The following is a 17724-nucleotide window of genomic DNA, read 5'->3' as shown; positions in this document are numbered from 1 at the left end:
CAGCGCCAGCGGGCTCAGCCGGCACCCGCCGGCCTTGCCCCGGCCCACGGCCGTTTCGGGGGCGGGGACGCAGCGCCCCTCACGGGCGTTCCAGACGAGTCGGTAGCGGTGGTTCATGGCGGTATCCTCAGGCGACGAAGCCCAACGGCAAGAAAGGAGGAAGGCGGACCGGCATCGGCGGTCCCGCCCGGAAACGAGGCGGAAGCGGAGCGCATGAGGCAGAGGCGGCGCGCGCCGCCTGCCCATGCCGCAGCGCCTCCGGGTCGGCCTGGCGCACCGGCCGCTCAGAAGGCCGCGACAGCGCTGACCCACGCCCGCGCCTGCGACGGCCGGCTACCGTCGTTGTTGCGGCCATCGGCGCTCTCGCCCGGGTTGTCGCCCAGCGGAGCAGCCACCGCGGCGCTCAGCCGCCAGCCCTTCAACCAGCGGCCGGGCGTGGCCTGCAGCCAGCTCAGGCCAAGGCCGGCACCGGCCAGGCGGTAGGCGTTGGGTTGGTCGCTGCCATCGCGCCAGCCCTCCCAGGTGCGCTTGTGCTGGCGGATGTAGCCGGCATCGTAGAAGAGCTGGGCCTGCCAGCCGCTGCCGAGCTCGCGCTGCAGCTCGAGCTTGAACAGGGCGCCCTCGTCGCCCACGCCTTCGTTGCCCGGATAGGCGCGCACGCCGTAGGCACCGCCCAGGGTGAACTGCTCAGCGCTGCTGAGGTTGCCGTCGGCCAGCTGGCCGGAGAGCGTGGCCTGCACCTGCCAGCCGGCCAGCGGCAGCCGCTGCAGACGCGAGACGTCCATCGCCACCTTGGTGTACCCGCCTGCGCTGCGCGGCCCGGCAGCATCGGCGGCCGGGTCGCCGCCGACGTCGGCCAGATGCAGGCGGCCGGTAGACAGCTGCAGATCGCCGCGGCTGAGGCCGCCGCCGCCCAGGCTGTCCACCGCATCGCCGCGCAGGCCCAGGCTGTACACCTCGATCTGGCGGCGGCGCAGCGTCTCGCCCAGGTTCTTGTCCTCGAAGCGGCGCTGCTCCGCCCCCAGGGTGAGCGCCAGATTGCTTTCGCTGCTGCGCACCAGCGCATAGCTGAGGGCGAGGCCGGCGGCGGTGGCGTGGCCTGTGGCGTCGAGGTCGAGGAAGTCGCCGCCCAGGCGGTAATCCAGCGCCGAGGCATGCACCGCCACGCTCCAGCCATCGCTGCCCAGCGGCGTTGCGTACTGCAGCAGCACGTTGTGCAGGCGTTCGGTGGCGAGCAGGCGCAGGGCGGCGCGATCGCCCCGGCCGGAAAGGTTGTTCAGCGTCACCCCGCCCACCACCTGGGCGAAGCCGGAGGACTTGATGCCGTGGTTGTTGGCGCCGATGTCGCCACTGATGAAGGGGGTGTCCTCCACCCTCAGCAGCAGCCGGGTGGTACCCGGCTCATCGCCCGCCTCCAGCACGCCGGTGGCGCGCACGCCGGCCAGGTCGTTGGCCAGCAGCAGGCCGCGCTCCAGCGCATTGGCCGGCAGCGGCAGGCCGGGCGCCAGGCCGGCGGTGACCATGCTCTCGACGAAAGCGCCATCCGCCCGGCTGCCGGCATCCTCGCGCCGCACGCCGCCGTAGCGGCCTTCCACCACCTGCAAGCGCAGCTGGCCGGCGGTCACGTCCTGCACCGGCAGGTAGACCCGCACATACCAGCCGCGCTGGCGGTAGTGCTGCGCCAGCCGCTGCGCCGCCTGCTCCAGCTCCGCCAGGGTGAGCGACTGCCCGCGCAGGTCGGCCAGCAGCGCCTGCAGCTCGGATTCGGCGATCAGCGTGGCGCCGTCGATGACAAATGACTGAACCGTCACCCGCGCCGCCTTGTCCGTCTCGACCATCGGCGGTGCCGGCTGCGGCACTGGCTGGGGCGAGGCCGGCAGCGCGCGTATCGCCTGCTCCGCCTCCCGCTGCAGGGTGCCGGCATCCGGCGCCGCCTGCGCATGCGCCTGGGAACAGACGAGCGACAGCGCGAGGGGGAAGGTGAGTAGCAGGGAAGAACGGGCTTGCCGCATGGCAGGCGGCAAGGACCGCGGCGCAGGGAAAAGGCTCATCGCTTTGGATAAATGAGGGAGATATGCGCGAAGGCTAAGCAGCGGGCGTTAGAACAGCGTAAGAGGCCATCGCAGCCCTGCCGCCGCGCTTGGCGGGAGAGGCCTTGCGCCCGGATAATGCACGCCGTCACGAGCGCGGGAAGGTCGCCGGGCCGCAGCGCGATAGATCGAAAGGAATAGCCCTGAAAACGCCTGACCGCCCGCCACACACCGCCGCCATGCAGCTCTCCCTGCTCGGGCGGCTCACGCTGCTGCGCGGCGGCGAGGATGCGAGCAAGCGCATCAAGTACCGCAAGGGCTACGCCCTGCTGGGCTACCTCGCCGTCCATGCCGGCCAGTGGCAGCCGCGCGAACGGCTGGCCCGCCTGCTGTGGCCCGACCTGGAGGCGGAGTCGGCGCGCAACAACCTGCGCCAGGTGCTGTACAACCTCTCCACCCTGTTCGACGCCGGCGCCGCCTCGCCGCTGCAGAAGGATGGCCGCGCCATCCGCCTGCAGCCCGGCGAGGGCCTGAGCCTGGACCTGCACTGGCTGGACGACGCCGCCCTCGACCGCCTCGGCAGCGGCGGCAAGGCCGACGCCGCCTGGCGGGAGCAGCTGGAAGCCGCCGCCCCCCATCTGCTGGGCGAATTCCTCCACGGCCTGCAGCTGGACGACTCCCCCGAGCTGGACGACTGGCTGCACACCAGCCGCCACCACTTCCACGCCCGCGCCGCCCTGCTGCTGCAGCGCCTGTGCGACATCCGCCAGCGGGAAGGGCGGCTGGACGCGGCGATCGCCCTCGCCCGCCAGTTGCAGCGGGCGGCGCCGGTGGACGAGAACCACGCCCTGCTGCTGATGAAGCTGCTGGCCGAAGGCGGCGAGCAGGCCGCCGCGCTGGCGGTGTTCGACGCCCTGCGCCAGCGCCTGGCGGTGGAACTGGGCGGCCGCCCCGGCCCGGCATTGCAGGCGCTGAAGGCCCAGCTCGCGCGCAACATCCGGCCGGACAGCCAGCCGGAGCAGCGCTGGCTCAGCGTGCTCTACTGCGCCCCCGGCAGCAGCAGCGCCGAAGACTGGGCGGAAGACGAGCAATTGCTGGCGGAGATGCAGCTGCGGGTGGAGCGCCGCGGCGGCCAGGTGCTGTCGGTATGCGGCCGCGGCATGCTGGCCCTGTTCGGCGCCACCGGCGAACGCTCCTCCGAGCGCGCCCTGCTCGCCGCCGCCGACATCCACAAAGGCGCCGCCGCCGCCGGCCTCGCCCCGCGCAGCGGCATCAGCGCCGGCAAGGCCCTGCTGCAGCCGGCAGCGCCCCGGCCGCGTCTGCTCGGCCCGCTGCCGGATCTGGCGATGCTGGCGGGCTGGAGCGCCGCACCCGGCGAAATCCTGGTCACCACCGCGGTCGCCGACGAAGCCGGCCAGGGCTTCCGCTTCGAGCATGCCGGCGCGCACCGCCTGCCCGGCTTCGACGCGCCGCAGACCTTCCACCGCTGCGGCCAGGCGCTGGCGCCGCTGCTGCCGGAAGGCAGCGACGCCCCCTTCGCCGGCCGCGACCAGGAACTGGAAATCCTGCAAGGCCTGTGGCGGGAGGCCCAGGCCGGCCAGCCCCGCGTCGCCCTGTTGCGCGGCCCCGCCGGCCTGGGCAAGACGCGGCTCGCCAGCGAACTGGCGCGCCGCGTGTGGCAGCAGGGCGGCCAGGTGCGCCGCCTGGCCTGCGGGCTGGAACTGCAGCACCGCCCGCTGGGGCCGCTGATCGCCAGCCTGGAAGCCTTCGCCCAGCTCGACGACAGCACGCCCGCCGGCCAGCGCCGCGGCCTGCTCGCCGCCGCCCTGCGCCGCGCCCACCCGGCGCTGGACGCGGAGGCGGTGGAGGCCATCGCCGCACTGGTCGAACAGGGCGACGGCAAGGACGCGCCGCCGCCCAAGGAAGACGCCTTCCACGCCCTGTCCCGGCTGCTCGTCGCCTTCGCCGACGGCCCGACCCTGCTCATCGTGGACGACCTGCACTGGAGCGACCGCGCCACGCTGGAACTGCTGCAGCTGCTGCTCCCCGAACTCGGGCGCCAGCCCCTGCTGCTGGTGCTCACCGCGCGGCCGGATACCGAACTCCCCACCGCCGCCCCCGCGCAGCACACCCTGGACCTCGCCCCGCTGCCGCCGGCAGCCGCCCTCGCCCTGATCGCCCGCCACGACCCGGCCGAGCACATTCCGCCCGCCGAGCGCCAGCGTATCGCCGATGCCTGCGGCGGCGTGCCGCTGTTCCTCGAACGCCTGGCCCTGACCTGGCACGAGGGCGGCCGGCACAGCCAGACGGTGGCCGAACTGCTGCAGAACGAGCTGGACCGCCTGGGCAAGGCCAAGCCGGTGCTGATGGCTGCCGCGGTGCTCGGCCAGCGCTTCGGCCGCCAGCAGCTCGGCGCCCTGCTGCCGGACACCGCCACCGTACCGGCGCTGGACGCCGCCCTCGACAGCCGGCTGATCGCCGAGGAAGACGCCGACACCTTCGTCTTCCGCCATGCCCTGATCCGCGACGCCGCCTACGGCAGCCTCGCCCCCGCCCGCCGCCGCCAGTTGCACCGGCAGGTCGCAGAGCTGCTGTGCCGGCACGACAAACCGGCGGCAGAGAACGTCGCCGGCCACTTCGCCGCCGCCGAATGCTGGCGCGAAGCCGAGCAATGGTGGAGCCGCGCCGGCGAGGCGGCGATGGCGCAGGAATTCGCCGCCGACGCCATGCGCTGCTTCGAGGAAGCCCTGGCCTGCCTCGCCCGCCTGGGCCGCGGCGAACAGGACGGCGAACGCGCCATGGAACTGCGCATGCGGCTGGGCTACGCCGCCCAGCAGGCCCAGGGCTTCGGCTCACCGCTGGCCCACCGCCTGTTCAGCGAGGTCGCCATCCGGCTGGAGGCCGAAAACAGCAGCGACCGCCGCCGCGGCCGCCTGTTCGCCGCCCTCAGCGGCCGCTACATGGGCGGCAGCTCCCAGGGCGAGGTCGAAGGGCTGGACATCGCCCGCCGCCTGGAAAAGCTGGCGCAGACCGACGCCGAACGGCTGATGGCCGCCTTCGCCCTCGGCAACTCCCTGTTCTGGCGCGGCCAGTTGGAGGAGGCGCGCAGCTGGCAAGAACGTGGCATCGAACTCGCCGGCCGCCTGGGCGCGCGCGACCGGGTGCGCTACTGCGTGGACGACCCCGCCGTCACCTGCCGCGCCTTCCTCGGCTGGAACCAGTGGTTCCTCGGCGACGACGCGGCCGCCTGCGCCACCGCCGCCGAGGCGGTCGCCCTCGCCCGCCAGGGCCGCCGTGCCCACGCGCTGTGCTTCGCCCTCACCTTCGCCGTCGCCCTGCACTGGTGCCGGCAGGACAGGGCGGAAGTGCTGCGGCTGGCGGCCGAAGCCCACGCCCTCGCCGCCCGTCACGGCTTCAACCTGTGGGAAGGGGTGAACAGCCTGTTCCTGCTGTGGGCCGACGCCGCCGGCGACACCCCCGCCGCCAGCGCCCTGCTGTTCGCCGCCGCCGAGCGCATGCGCCTCGCCTACCAGGCCGGCATCACCACCTCGCGCTGGATCGTCGCCCACGCTCTGCTCGCCCAGGCCGCAAGCGAAGAAGCCACCCAGCTGCTGGACCTCGCCATCCGTGAAGCAGACGTGAACGAAGATCAGTACTGCCTCGCCGACCTGCTGTGGCTGAAAGCCGACTGCACCCGCGGCGAAGCGGAAGCCACCGCCCTGCGCGAACAGGCGCTGGCGCTGGCCCGCAGCCAGGGCGCGGCCGGCCTGCTGCGGCGCTTCGCCGCCTGCCGGCAGCCAGCTTGAAACCGGTGCCGGCCAGCCCCCCCACTCCCGCCGCCGCGGCCTTTCCGCACCCCGCGGGAAATGGTTCAATGCCGCCATGAATCTGCTCTGGCTTCAATCCGGCGGTTGTGGCGGCTGCACCATGTCGCTGCTGTGCGCCGATACCCGCGACCTCTTCGGGCTCCTTGGCGACGCCGGCATCAAGGTGCTGTGGCATCCGGCGCTGTCGGAAGAAAGCGGCGCCGAGGCGCTGTCCACGCTGGAAGCCTGCTGCCGTGGCGAGATCCCGGTGGACCTGCTGTGCGTCGAAGGCTCCCTGCTGCGCGGTCCCAATGGCAGCGGCCGCTTCCATGTGCTGGCCGGCACCGGCAAGCCGATGATCCACTGGGTGAGCGAACTTGCCGCCCAGGCCCGCTACACGCTAGCCATCGGCAGCTGCGCTGCCTTCGGCGGCGTCACCGCCGGCGGCCCCAACCCCACCGATGCCTGCGGCCTGCAATACGAGAACGAGGCGCGCGGCGGCCTGCTGGGCGCCGGCTACCGCTCCGGCGCCGACCTGCCGGTGATCAACGTCGCCGGCTGTCCCACCCACCCCGGCTGGGTGGTGGATACTCTGCTGGCGCTGGCGATGGGCGAGTTCGGCGCGGCGGACCTCGACAGCCTGGGCCGGCCGCGCTTCTACGCCGACCAGCTGGTGCACCACGGCTGCAGCCGCAACGAGTTCTACGAGTTCAAGGCCAGCGCCGAGAAGGCCTCCGACCTCGGCTGCATGATGGAGCACATGGGCTGCAAGGGTACCCAGGCCCATGCCGACTGCAATGTGCGGCCGTGGAACGGCGCCGGCTCCTGCACCGCCGGCGGCTACGCCTGCATCTCCTGTACCGAGCCCGGCTTCGAGGAGCCTGGCCATCCCTTCTCGCAGACGCCCAAGGTGGCCGGCATCCCCATCGGCCTGCCGTCGGACATGCCCAAGGCCTGGTTCGTCGCCCTGGCGGCGCTGTCCAAGTCGGCCACGCCGCGGCGGGTGCGGGAGAACGCGGTAGCCGACCATCCGGTGGTGCAGCCGGCGATACGCCGCACCGGGCTGCGATGAGACGCGGTCCCAGGCAAGCACCGGCAGCCCGCGCTAGCGGCGGCCGGGCTTCTTCCGCCCCGGGGACGGGCCGGTGAACCGCCTCGTCGTCGGCCCCTTCAACCGCGTCGAGGGCGACCTCGAGGTCACGCTGGATCTGGACGCCGGCCGGGTGGCCTCGGCGCGGGTGAACTCGCCGCTGTTCCGCGGCTTCGAGCAGATCCTCGCCGGCAAGGACCCGCGCGACGCGCTGGTGTTCGTGCCGCGCATCTGCGGCATCTGCTCGGTATCCCAGTCGGCCGCCGCCGCCGCCGCGCTGCGCGGACTGATGGGGCTGACGGTGCCGGCCAACGGCGAGCGCGCCGCCAACCTGGTGCTGGCGGCGGAGAACCTGGCCGACCACTACACCCATTTCTACCTCTTCTTCATGCCGGACTTCGCCCGCGATGCCTACGCCGGCCGGCCCTGGTTCCCGGCGGCGCAGGCGCGCTTCAAGGCGGTGGAAGGCAGCGCCGCGGCCGAGGCCCTGCCGGCGCGCGCCGCCTTCCTGCAGCTGATGGGCCTGCTCGCCGGCAAGTGGCCGCATACGCTGTCACTGCAGCCGGGCGGCTCGGCGCGCGGCGTGTCGGCGGCGGAGAAGATCCGCCTGTTCGCGCTGCTGCGGGAGTTCCGCGGCTGGCTGGAGCGCCACCTGTTCGGCGACGCGCTGGAGAACATCGCCGCGCTGGCGTCCATCGAGGCACTGCATGCCTGGCGCGACGCCCGCGCACCCACCGCCTCCGACCTGCGCCTGTTCCTGGAGATCGCCGACGATCTGCAACTGCACACCCTGGGCCGCGCCAAGGACGTCTTCATCAGCTACGGTGCCTACCAGGCGGACGGCCGCCACCTTTTCCCGCGCGGCGTCTGGCGGCCGGACGGCAGCCTGGAATCGCTGGACCCGATGCGCATCACCGAGGATGGCAGCCACGCCTGGATGAGCGACGGCGCGCCGCTGCACCCCTGGCAGGGCCGCACCCTGCCGCTGGCGGAGAAGGACGGCGCCTACACCTGGTGCAAGGCGCCGCGGCTGGGCGGCGAGGTGGCCGAATGCGGCGCGCTGGCGCGCCAGCTGGTGGCCGGCCATCCGCTGGTCCGGGGCCTGGTGGCGGCGAATGGCGGCAATGTGCGCGCCCGCATCCTCGCCCGGCTGCTGGAGATCGCCCGGGTGATCCCGGAGATGGAGCGCTGGGTGCGCGCCATACAGCCAGGCGAGCCCTTCTGCGTGCAGGGCGAAATCCCGGACGAAGGCTGCGCGGTCGGCCTGGTGGAAGCCGCCCGCGGCGCGCTGGGCCACTGGCTGGTGGTGCGCCGTGGCCGCATCGCCAATTACCAGATCATCGCCCCCACCACCTGGAACTTCTCGCCGCGCGACGCGGCCGGCACGCCGTGCCCGCTGGAACAGGCGCTGGTGGGCCTGCCGGTGGGCGAGGGGGAGCGCGTGCCGCTGGCCGTACAGCATGTGGTAAGGTCTTTCGACCCCTGCATGGTGTGCACCGTGCATTGATCCGCCCCGTCCGCCATGACGATGCGTGCCTCCACCGACGAGGCGGCCGGCCAGGCCGCCTCCCCTTCGCCATCTCCCGCGGCCTCGCTGCGCCAGCGTGCGGTGCGCCTGCTGCGCACCGCCGAGCTGAGCTGGCTGGGCATCACCCTGGCGGTGGCGCTGGCGTGCAACGGTGCGCTGCTCTACCTGGCCACCAGCGAACGCCAGCAGGCGCTGGACAATACCGGCCAGACGCTGGCGCTGGCGGCGCAGATCATCCTGCGGCGTTCGGAATCGGTACTGGACCGCTACGACCGCACCCTGTCCGGCATCGGCGAGGTCATCGCCCAACGCCAGGGCCTGCGGCCGGGCTCCGACCTCGAACTGCACCGCCTGCTGGTACGCCGTCACGGCATCACCCCAGGCCTGCGCTGGATCTTCGTCGTCCGCCCGGACGGCAGCCTGGCGGAAGGCTCCATCACTTTCCCGGCCCTCAAGCTGAACCTGGCCGAGCGCGAGTACGTCACCGCCCACCTGCACAACTGGGACGAAGGGCTCTACATCGGCGCACCGGTGGTGCCGCTGCGGGGCGGCGCCGCCTTCATCCCGCTGAGCCGGCGCATCACCGACGATGGCTGGGGCATGCTGGGCGTGGCCGCCGCCGGCCTGGAGGTGGAAACCTTCCGCTACCTGCTGGACGACCAGGGCCTGCCCCACGGCTACGCCGTCACCCTGTTCCGCGCCGACGGCTCGGCCCTGGCCTGCCTGCCACTGGCGCAACCCTGCCGGAACATGGAGCCCTCCCGCTTCCGCCCCAGCCGGGATGCGGCGCCGGACCCGGGCGCGGTGGTGCAGCTGCACCACCGCCTGCTGGGCGACAACCGCGGGCTGGGCGCCTACAAGCAGTCGGCGACCTATCCCATCACGGTGGCGGTGGATGTACCCGAGTCGGTGGCGCTCTCCGCCTGGCACGCCCGCGTGCGCCTGTACGGCGTGATGATGGTCGGCGGCAATCTGCTGGTGCTCTTCCTCGCCTTCTCGCTGCTGCGTCAGAGCCAGCGCCGGCGGCGGGCGGTGGAGCAGCTGGCGCAGGCCAACCTGCGGCTGGAAGAGCGGGTCGCCATCCGGACCCGCGAGCTGCAGGTCAGCGAGGCGCGCATGCGCACCCTGTTCGATACCGCCAGCGACGGCATGGTGGTGATAGATGCCGGTGATTGCATCGTGGACCTCAACCCGGCGGCGGAGCGCATGTTCGGCCACAAGCTGGCGGACGCCCGCGGCCGCGACATCAGCCTGCTGATCCCGGACGAGGCGGCGCTGCGCCACGCCCGCTTCATCGCCGAGCGCGACGGAGGCGAGGTCGAAGGCCTGCTGCGGGAGCACACCGCCCGCCGCGCCGACGGCAGCGCCTTCCCGATCGAGGTCACCGTCGGCAGCGCCGAGGTGGATGACCTGCAGCTGCACTTCTGCATCGTCCGCGACATCACCGTGCGCAAGACGCTGGAGGCGGAGCTCAACCGCCTCGCCAACACCGACGCTCTCACCGGCATCCTCAACCGCCGCGCCTTCATCGCCCAGGGCGAGCGCCTGTCGGCGCTGGCGCGCCGGCACGGCCGCCAGATGGCGCTGATGGCGGTGGACGCCGACCGCTTCAAGTCCATCAACGACACCCACGGCCACCCCGCCGGCGACGCGGTGCTGCGCGCCCTGGCGCGGGCGGTGGAGAGCGCGCTGCGCGCCACCGACCTGTTCGGCCGCCTGGGCGGCGAGGAATTCGCCGTGCTGCTGCCGGAAACCTCGCCGGAGGGCGCGGCCGAGGTCGGCGAGCGCCTGCTGGAAGCGGTGCGCAAGTGCGGGGTGCCCTGGGAAGGCAGCGAACTGCGCTTCACTGTCAGCCTCGGCCTCACCATACTGGAAGCGGACGACCGCAATTTCGACAGCCTGCTGCAGCGCGCCGACCAGGCGCTGTACCGCGCCAAGCGCGACGGCCGCGACCGCCTGGTCCTCGCCTGACCCCCACCTCCCCGCTCCCATGTCCACTCCGCAAGACCCCTCTCCGCTGCAGCACACCGGCCATCCCGGCGAACTCGTCGGCGTCGGCGAAGAAGTGTGGATGGATGTCATCCACAAGATGGACGAGGTGTATTCCGACCTGCTGCAGTACGAAGTAGCGCTGGAGGAGAAGAACGCCAAGCTGGAGGAATCGCAGCAGTTCATCCTGTCGGTGCTCACCTCCATCTCCGACATCCTGGTGGTGTGCGACCGCAACGGCACCATAGAGGACGTGAACCGCTCCCTGGAAGACTTCACCGGCCGCTCCGCCGCCCAGCTGCGCGGCACCTCGGTGTTCGAGCTGTTCGCCGGCGACCAGGCCCGCGCCCAGGCGCGCCACCTGTTCTCCGCCTTCAGCGAACAGCCGCTGCACGACTGTGAACTGCCGCTGCGCGCCGGCGACGGCGGCGTGGTGCCGGTGTCGCTCAACTGCACGCCGCGCTTCAACGCCGTCGGCAAGTCGCTGGGCATGGTCGTCACCGGCCGGCCGGTGGGCGAGCTGCGCCGTGCCTACCAGGCGCTGCGCCAGGCGCATGAAGACCTCAAGCGCACCCAGCAGCAGCTGCTGCACTCGGAAAAGATGGCCTCGCTGGGCCGCCTGGTGGCCGGCGTCGCCCACGAGCTAAACAACCCGATCAGCTTCATCCTCGGCAATGTCCACGCCCTCAAGCGCTACGCCGACCGCCTGCAAGCCTACATCGCCGCCCTGCACGGCGGCGCCGGCGCCGACCGCCTCGCCCAGCTGCGCACCGAGCTGCGCATAGACCGCATCGTCGGCGACCTGCCGCCGCTGATCGAAGGCACCATGGAAGGCGCCGAGCGCACCCGCGACATCGTAGACGGCCTCAAGCGCTTCTCCGCCATAGACCGCGACGAACAGGAGCGCTTCGACCTCGCCGAAACGCTGGAGCGCGCGGTGCGCTGGGTGCACCGCGCCACCCGCGAGAGTTTCGAAGTGCGCATCGAGCTGCCGCCGCGGCTGCCTATGCTCGGCTCCCCCGGCCAGATGCAGCAGGTGATGATGAACCTGGTGCAGAACGCCTGGGACGCTACCGCCGAGCAGCCGGAACACTGGCTGGACATCCGCGGGGAGATCGCCGATGGCCGCATCCACCTCGCCTTTCACGACAACGGCCCGGGCATAGACGAGCAGCACCTGGCGCACATCTTCGACCCCTTCTTCTCCACCAAGCCGGTGGGCAAGGGCACCGGCCTCGGCCTGTCCATCAGCTACGGCATCGTCGATCGCCACGGCGGCCGCATCAGCGCCGCCAACCATCCGGCCGGCGGCGCGGTGTTCACGCTGGACCTGCCGCTGGCGGAGTGAAGGCGGCAGCCTTCGCCATCGACGAAAACCGCCTTGGCCAGCCGGCGATTTCCAAACGCGGGCGGCGGACGTATGGTTCCCGCTCCATCCACGACGGCGACCCTTCCCATGATCGACCACCTCGACCACCTGGTGCTGACCACCGCCGATGAAGCCGCCTGCATCGACTTCTACACCCGGGTGCTGGGCATGCGGCTGGAGAGCTTCGGCGCCGGTCGTAGCGCCTTCGTGTTCGGTGCGCAGAAGATCAACCTGCATGTGCGCGGCCGCGAGTTCGAGCCCAAGGCCCACCTGCCGGTGCCGGGCGCGCTGGACCTGTGCTTCATCGCCAGCGTGCCGCTGGAGGATTTCATCCGCCATGCGGAGGCCTGCGGCCAGCGCATCATCGAAGGGCCGGTGCTGCGGACCGGCGCCGCGTTCAGGATACGGTCGGTGTATCTGCGCGACCCTGACCTGAACCTGATCGAGGTCTCGGAACGGGCGGAGGCCTGAGCCCTCGCTCCCAGGCAGCAGGCAAGGCATGAACAAAAAAAGCGCCCCGGATCTCTCCGGGGCGCTTTTTTTCCAGCGGGCCGCAAGCTGCGGCCCGGCCTCAGTTGATCTGCTGCAGCTGGCCCCGCAGTTCCGCCGGCACATCCTGGATCAGCATCACCGCGATGCTGCCGTCGCTCGCCTTGTTGTTGTGTGCCGCCTTGGCGCCCAGGGTGGAGCTGATGTTCTCCGGCGACAGGTTGTACATCTTGCCGTTCATCGGATCGACGATGAACCAGCCGATCAGCCCGCCGAACAGGAAATTGCCGGCGATGTACCAGCCATTGGCGCTGGCCTTCACCGGAATGGTCTGTTCCTCGAAACCCGGCTTGCTGATCTTCACCGTGTAGGACTTGCCGCCCCAGTAGCTGCCATTGCTCTTTTCCAGCGGCACCGAGGTGGGCGTGCTGCCCTTGAAGACGGGCTTGCCGGTTTCGTCGTCGATGATGGTGATGGAGGCATCGCTAGGCGTGCTGCTGATGGGCATCACATGCACCGGATTGCCCATGATGGTGGCGCAACCCACCATGGTGGCAAGCAGCGGCGGCAGGACGATGTTTCTGAGTTTCATGGAGCTCCCTTGAAGCCCGGTTCGGAAGAGCGGCCTGGCGCCCGGGCACGCGCGGCCGTCGGGCCCCAGCGGCCCGGCTTCCTGGCGGTCCGTCCGCGGCCATCCGGCCGCATACCGATTCGATAATCCAATCGAATATCCGCGCAAAAAGCCGGCGCATCCTAGACAAGAACAACGGCATCACCCGTGGCGCTTTTCACGCTCCGGCGCGGTTTCCGGCGAAAACCCGGGCGCCAGCAGGAAATTCCACCGGAATCGTCGGTGGTGCGCATCCTCCGCGCCCCCGCAGCTTGCCTTGCCGGCTCCAGCGGGAGATCGGGCGGCAGCGCGGCAGGAGCGCCTCCCCGCAAGGCGCCGATGGCGTAGTATTCGCGCACTTCGAGCCGCCCCGGCCGGTACGCTCAGGCCCCACGCCTCCGTACCGGCACCGAGAGCCAGCGGCCGCTTTCCCCGACGACGCAGCAGGAGCCCCCTTTCCCATGAGCGATTTCGCCCGCCGCCTGTCCGCCTGGCAGCGCACCCACGGCCGTCACGGCCTGCCTTGGCAGGGCGGGCGCGATCCCTACCGCATCTGGCTGTCGGAAATCATGCTGCAGCAGACCCAGGTGGAAACGGTGATTCCCTACTACGCCCGCTTCCTGGCGCGCTTCCCCGACATCGCCAGCCTGGCGGCAGCGCCGGTGGAAGACGTGATGGCGCTGTGGAGCGGACTCGGCTACTACGCCCGCGCCCGCAACCTGCACCGTGCGGCGCAGCAGGTGGTGGAACGGCATGGCGGGCGCTTCCCCGCCAGCGCTGCGGAGATCGCCGAGCTGCCCGGCATCGGCCGCTCCACCGCGGCGGCCATCGCCGCCTTTTCCCGCGACGAGCGCGTCGCCATCCTGGACGGCAACGTCAAGCGGGTGCTGTGCCGCTACTTCGGCATCGAGGGCTTTCCCGGCGAGAAGGCAGTGGAGAACCGGCTATGGGCGCTGGCGGAATCGCTGCTGCCGGAGCAGGAGATAGGCGTCTACATCCAGGCCCAGATGGACCTGGGCGCCACCGTCTGTACCCGCGGCCGGCCGGGCTGCAACCGCTGCCCGCTGGCGGAGGACTGCAGCGCCCGTCAGCAGGGCCGGCAGACCGAACTGCCGGTGGCGCGGCCGAAGAAGGCCATTCCGCGACGCGAGGCCCGCTTCGCGGTGGCGATGCGCGGCGACGGCGCGGTGCTGGTGGAGCGCCGCCCGCCCAGCGGCATCTGGGGCGGCCTGCTGGCGCTGCCGGAGATCCCCGCCGGGCTGGCGGAGGGCGACATCGCGGCCTGGGCGGCGGACACCCTGGGCGTGCGCAGTGCCGCACCGCAGGCGCTGGCGCCGCTGTCCCACACCTTCACCCATTTCATCCTGGACATCCAGCCGCTGCGGCTGCCGGTGGAGGCGGAACTGGCGCGGGCGCGCGACGACGCGGCCCTGTCCTGGCTGCCGGCGGCGGCCACCGCCGGGGCCGCGCTGCCCACACCGGTGCGGCGCATCCTGGATGCGCTGAACGCGCCGGACCTGTTCGCCTCCTGAGCCGGGGCCCCGGCCCAGGCGCGAAACTCAGCCGCCCTTCGCGCCGAGCAGCCCGTGCTGGCGCAGGAACTGCTGCATGATCTCCAGCCGGCTGAGCACGTCGTCCAGTTCCAGCAGGCGTTGCTTGGCCGGCAGCGGCACCGGCAGCAGCTCGGCGTAGCGCGCGCCCACCCAGGCGGCGTCGTCGAAGTGGTGCGGCGGCGGCAGGCGATCACCCAGCTCGCCGATGATGGCCTGCAGCAGCGGCAGCAGCTCGGCCTGCGCCTCGGGCACCGGCTGCGGCGCCGGTTCGTCCAGCCAGCGCACGCTGGCGGTAAGCAGGCCATCGCGCTCCACCTCGTGATCCTCGATGCGGAAGCGGCGATGGCCGCGGACGACGATGGAGAGCATGCCCGGCTGCTCCACGTCCCACTGCTCGATGCGCGCCTCGGTGCCCACCGGCTGCGGCAGCGCCGCCTCGCCCACCTCCTTGCCGGCGGCGATCAGGCAGACGCCGAAGCCGCTGCCCTCGCGCAGGCAGCAGCCCACCATGTCCATGTAGCGCGCCTCGAACACCCGCAGCGGCAGGAGGCCGTCGGGGAAGAGCACGGTGTTGAGGGGAAACAGCGGCAGGCGGGCGGTGGCTGACATGGGCACGGGCAGTGGAGGGTGACGGGGTTCTGGCGCTTTGGCCGGGACGGAGACTCAGTCCGGCGTCGCGTCGGCCCCTTCCTCGCCCCAGCGCGCCATCAGTCGATGCGGCACGCCGAGTTGGTCGAGGATGCGGGCGACGATGAAATCCACCAGGTCCTGCACGCATTGCGGGTGGTGGTAGAAGCCGGGATTGGGCGGCAGGATGCAGACGCCCAGGCGGGCGAGCTTCAACATGTTCTCCAGGTGGATGGCGGAGAAGGGCGTTTCCCGCGGCACCAGCACCAGCTTGCGGCCTTCCTTGATGACGACGTCCGCGGCCCGCTCGATGAGATTCTGCGACAGGCCCATGGCCACCGCGGCCAGCGTCGCCATCGTGCAAGGGCAGACCACCATCGCGTCAGGCGGATTGGAGCCGGAGGCCGGCGGCGCGAACCATTCTTCGCGGCCGAACACCCGCAGCTGGCCGGGCGCGGCGGCGAAGCGGGCGCTGAGCTCGGCCTCCACCTCGGCCGGCCGGCCGGGCAGGTTCCAGTCCATTTCCTGGCGGGCGACGACCTGCGCTACCTGGGAATACAGCAGCCAGACGCGGCAGCCGGCGGCGAGCAGGCATTCCACCAGGCGCAGGCCGTAGGGCATGCCGGAGGCGCCGGTGAAGGCAACGGTAACGGTCAGCGGGGAAGACATGAGGCGGCCGGTCGGGCGGAAGGAGGCCCAAGGTTACTCCATCCGCCCGGCGGCATGGCGGCCCGGGCCGGCGGGCCCGGGCGCGGCGGCGATCAGCGGGACAGGATCACCTGGGTGATGATGCCGGTGGCGATGGCGACCAGCAGGAAGTCGCCGCCATCCACCCGCATCCAGTGGTAGCCCCGCGGAGGCGGGCGCAGGTGATGGTCATGCCAGTCGACCACCACGTAGCGCGGTTGCCGGTAGTCGCGCGGCAGGTAGTGGCCGCGCGCCCAGTGCGGCGGGCCACGGAAGTCCGGGCCGCGGCCAGGGCCGTCGTAGCGGGGTCCCGGCGGGCCGCCGCGGTAGTCGTCGCGATGGTAGTCGCCGCGACGGCCGTGGTCCCAGCGGTCGTCATGGCGATCGTAGCGAGGCCCCGGGCCGCGGTCGTAATCGGCGGATGCAAGCGGCGCCGCGGCGATCATGCTTACCGCCAGCAGGGCGGCAATCAACTTGCTGCTCTTCATGGTGTGCTCCTCGAAACATGCATCACGCCGGTCGCCCGTGGCCATTCATTCAAGCCGCGGGCCGGTGTGGCAGGCACACACTCCCACTACGACGAAAAGCAGACAAGCACGCTCTGTAATCCAACGTAGCAAGGCCGGAAACGGCAAACAATTGGAAGCACTTGCTTGCCAATGCCGCGTCCGCAGAAACAACTGCGGGCCGGCCGCTTACGACTTTTGCGGCATTGCTCCGCCGGTTTACTCCAGGTAGTCGGTCAACATCACCCAGCGGCCGTTGCGGATCTGCGCCAGCCGGCCCTGGCGGCTGCCGAGGTGGTCTTGCGGGCTAAAGCGGTAGCCGGGGCTGCCGAGGAAATCGCCGTCGGTATGCAGCCGCTCCATCGCCGCGGTGAAGCGGGCGGTGGTGAGTTCCGGGCCGGCCTGCTCGGCGCCGCGCACGAACAGATCGGCCAGCACGTAGCCCATCACGCTCCAGACGTTGGGATCGGCGCCGAAGCGCTTATGGTAGCGGCCTATCCAGGCCGCCAGCCGGGGCGGGGCACCGTCGGCGTAGGGCAGCGGCAGCACGCTGACGCCGAACAGGCCTTCGACCGCCGCGCCGCCCAGCTCATGCGTCTGCGAGGAGTAGCCGGAGGCGCTCACCAGCATGTCCACCGCCCAGCCGTTGCGCCGCGCCTCGGTCATCGCCGCCACGGTCTCGCGCACCACGGTGGCGAGCACCACCAGGTCGCAGCGGGCGCTGCGCAGGCGGGCGATCTGGCTGGAGAAGTCGGTGGCGCCGCGCTTGTAGGCGGTGCGCTCCACCAGGCGCTGACCCAGCTTGGCGAGGCCGCTTTCCACGCCCTTCATCACCTCCAGGCCGTAGTCGTCGTCCTGGTAGAGCAGGCAGGCCCGGCTGTAGCCGCGTGACTTAACCATGTGGCGGGTGGCCGCTTCCATGTAGTCCTGGTAGGGCGGGAACATCTGGAACTTGAGCGGATGCAGCGGGCTGTAGGTGGATTCGTGCGGCGAGAAGGGGAAGAGGTGCAGGCGGCCGGCATCGACGATGGCCGGCATGGTGGCCATCACCACCGGCGTGCCGAGGTTGGCGAGGAAGGCGAACACCTGGTCGCGCTGCAGCAGCTTGCGCGCCGCCAGCACGCCGCGCTTGGGATCGTAGCCGGCATCCTCCACCACCAGCCGCAGCTTGCGGCCATGCACGCCGCCGGCGGCATTGGCGTCCTCGAAGCGCAGCAGCATGCCGTCGCGCACCGGCGCGCCCAGCAGGGCGGCGGGGCCGGAGAGGTCGAGAATGCTGCCGACCACGATCTCGCGGTCGGAAACGCCAGGGGCGGCGACTTGGGCAACGGCCTGAGTGGCGGACAGCAGGCTGCCCAGCAGGAGACAGGCGAGGAAAAGGGCGCGAGCGGCAGACATTGGCGGCAAGGAAGACGATCACGGGGAAGGCGAATTATCCGG

The 17724-nt window shown here is 71.5% G+C and carries 14 protein-coding genes; 7 read left to right on the top strand and 7 right to left on the bottom strand.

The window, feature by feature from the left end:
- Positions 1-117, bottom strand: a 117-nt coding sequence (locus C7389_RS25920; protein ID WP_162851828.1) for an ESPR domain-containing protein, incomplete at its 3' end; no start/stop codon positions are given.
- Positions 118-284: 167 nt separating this feature from the next.
- Entirely contained in the window at positions 285-2012 is a 1728-nt protein-coding gene (locus C7389_RS23610) for a ShlB/FhaC/HecB family hemolysin secretion/activation protein (RefSeq protein WP_162851827.1), read from the bottom strand.
- Between the two features lie 257 nt (positions 2013-2269).
- On the opposite strand from C7389_RS23610, the gene C7389_RS23605 reads away from it, so the two are divergent.
- From C7389_RS23605 to C7389_RS23580, 6 genes are all read left to right on the top strand, one after another.
- Entirely contained in the window at positions 2270-5836 is a 3567-nt protein-coding gene (locus C7389_RS23605) for an ATP-binding protein (RefSeq protein WP_133595121.1), read from the top strand.
- Between the two features lie 76 nt (positions 5837-5912).
- Complete coding sequence (locus C7389_RS23600) at positions 5913-6908, top strand: NADH-quinone oxidoreductase subunit B family protein (RefSeq protein WP_133595120.1); 996 nt, start codon at positions 5913-5915, stop codon at positions 6906-6908.
- 73 nt (positions 6909-6981) lie between these two features.
- Entirely contained in the window at positions 6982-8433 is a 1452-nt protein-coding gene (locus C7389_RS23595) for a nickel-dependent hydrogenase large subunit (RefSeq protein ID WP_133595119.1), read from the top strand.
- 15 nt (positions 8434-8448) lie between these two features.
- Complete coding sequence (locus tag C7389_RS23590) at positions 8449-10425, top strand: diguanylate cyclase (protein WP_133595118.1); 1977 nt, start codon at positions 8449-8451, stop codon at positions 10423-10425.
- A gap of 19 nt (positions 10426-10444) precedes the next feature.
- The gene (locus tag C7389_RS23585; RefSeq protein WP_133595117.1) at positions 10445-11791 is read left to right on the top strand and encodes a PAS domain-containing sensor histidine kinase; all 1347 of its coding nucleotides are present in this window, start codon (positions 10445-10447) and stop codon (positions 11789-11791) included.
- 108 nt (positions 11792-11899) lie between these two features.
- Complete coding sequence (locus C7389_RS23580; protein ID WP_133595116.1) at positions 11900-12283, top strand: VOC family protein; 384 nt, start codon at positions 11900-11902, stop codon at positions 12281-12283.
- Positions 12284-12383: 100 nt separating this feature from the next.
- Here C7389_RS23580 and C7389_RS23575 read toward each other — a convergent pair whose 3' ends face one another.
- Entirely contained in the window at positions 12384-12893 is a 510-nt protein-coding gene (locus C7389_RS23575) for a peptidase associated/transthyretin-like domain-containing protein (protein WP_211168542.1), read from the bottom strand.
- A gap of 479 nt (positions 12894-13372) precedes the next feature.
- Here C7389_RS23575 and mutY point away from each other — a divergent pair, with 479 nt between their 5' ends.
- Positions 13373-14443 carry an A/G-specific adenine glycosylase gene (gene mutY, locus C7389_RS23570; RefSeq protein WP_133595115.1) on the top strand — a complete coding sequence of 357 codons (1071 nt, stop codon included), beginning with the start codon at positions 13373-13375 and terminating at the stop codon, positions 14441-14443.
- A 27-nt stretch (positions 14444-14470) separates the two neighbouring features.
- Here mutY and C7389_RS23565 read toward each other — a convergent pair whose 3' ends face one another.
- The 4 genes from C7389_RS23565 to C7389_RS23550 all read right to left on the bottom strand — a co-directional run bounded on the left by C7389_RS23565 (position 14471) and on the right by C7389_RS23550 (position 17682).
- Positions 14471-15073: an LON peptidase substrate-binding domain-containing protein gene (locus C7389_RS23565; protein WP_133595114.1), complete on the bottom strand. Its 603-nt coding sequence runs from the start codon at positions 15071-15073 to the stop codon at positions 14471-14473.
- 54 nt (positions 15074-15127) lie between these two features.
- A complete protein-coding gene (locus C7389_RS23560) occupies positions 15128-15760 on the bottom strand; it encodes a flavin prenyltransferase UbiX (protein ID WP_133595113.1) in 633 nt (210 codons plus the stop codon).
- A 92-nt stretch (positions 15761-15852) separates the two neighbouring features.
- Positions 15853-16266, bottom strand: coding sequence for an RcnB family protein (locus C7389_RS23555; RefSeq protein WP_211168543.1), 414 nt, complete (start codon positions 16264-16266; stop codon positions 15853-15855).
- Between the two features lie 237 nt (positions 16267-16503).
- Complete coding sequence (locus tag C7389_RS23550; RefSeq protein ID WP_133595111.1) at positions 16504-17682, bottom strand: ABC transporter substrate-binding protein; 1179 nt, start codon at positions 17680-17682, stop codon at positions 16504-16506.
- Positions 17683-17724 lie beyond the last annotated feature (42 nt).

This window comes from Azoarcus indigens (genome assembly GCF_004361735.1).
Lineage (GTDB): Bacteria > Pseudomonadota > Gammaproteobacteria > Burkholderiales > Rhodocyclaceae > Azoarcus > Azoarcus indigens.
The sequence above is the reverse complement of the archived record's forward strand: the minus strand, read 5'-3'. Positions and strand labels throughout refer to the sequence as shown.

Excerpts from the sequence above, each read along its gene's own strand:
- C7389_RS23590 (WP_133595118.1), top strand. The coding sequence starts at position 8,449 with ATGACGATGCGTGCCTCCACCGACGAGGCGGCCGGCCAGGCCGCCTCC.
- C7389_RS23580 (WP_133595116.1), top strand. The coding sequence starts at position 11,900 with ATGATCGACCACCTCGACCACCTGGTGCTGACCACCGCCGATGAAGCC.
- C7389_RS23550 (WP_133595111.1), bottom strand. The coding sequence starts at position 17,682 with ATGTCTGCCGCTCGCGCCCTTTTCCTCGCCTGTCTCCTGCTGGGCAGC.
- mutY (WP_133595115.1), top strand. The coding sequence starts at position 13,373 with ATGAGCGATTTCGCCCGCCGCCTGTCCGCCTGGCAGCGCACCCACGGC.
- C7389_RS23610 (WP_162851827.1), bottom strand. The coding sequence starts at position 2,012 with ATGCGGCAAGCCCGTTCTTCCCTGCTACTCACCTTCCCCCTCGCGCTG.
- C7389_RS23560 (WP_133595113.1), bottom strand. The coding sequence starts at position 15,760 with ATGTCTTCCCCGCTGACCGTTACCGTTGCCTTCACCGGCGCCTCCGGC.
- C7389_RS23555 (WP_211168543.1), bottom strand. The coding sequence starts at position 16,266 with ATGAAGAGCAGCAAGTTGATTGCCGCCCTGCTGGCGGTAAGCATGATC.
- C7389_RS23600 (WP_133595120.1), top strand. The coding sequence starts at position 5,913 with ATGAATCTGCTCTGGCTTCAATCCGGCGGTTGTGGCGGCTGCACCATG.
- C7389_RS23585 (WP_133595117.1), top strand. The coding sequence starts at position 10,445 with ATGTCCACTCCGCAAGACCCCTCTCCGCTGCAGCACACCGGCCATCCC.
- C7389_RS23605 (WP_133595121.1), top strand. The coding sequence starts at position 2,270 with ATGCAGCTCTCCCTGCTCGGGCGGCTCACGCTGCTGCGCGGCGGCGAG.
- C7389_RS23565 (WP_133595114.1), bottom strand. The coding sequence starts at position 15,073 with ATGTCAGCCACCGCCCGCCTGCCGCTGTTTCCCCTCAACACCGTGCTC.
- C7389_RS23575 (WP_211168542.1), bottom strand. The coding sequence starts at position 12,893 with ATGAAACTCAGAAACATCGTCCTGCCGCCGCTGCTTGCCACCATGGTG.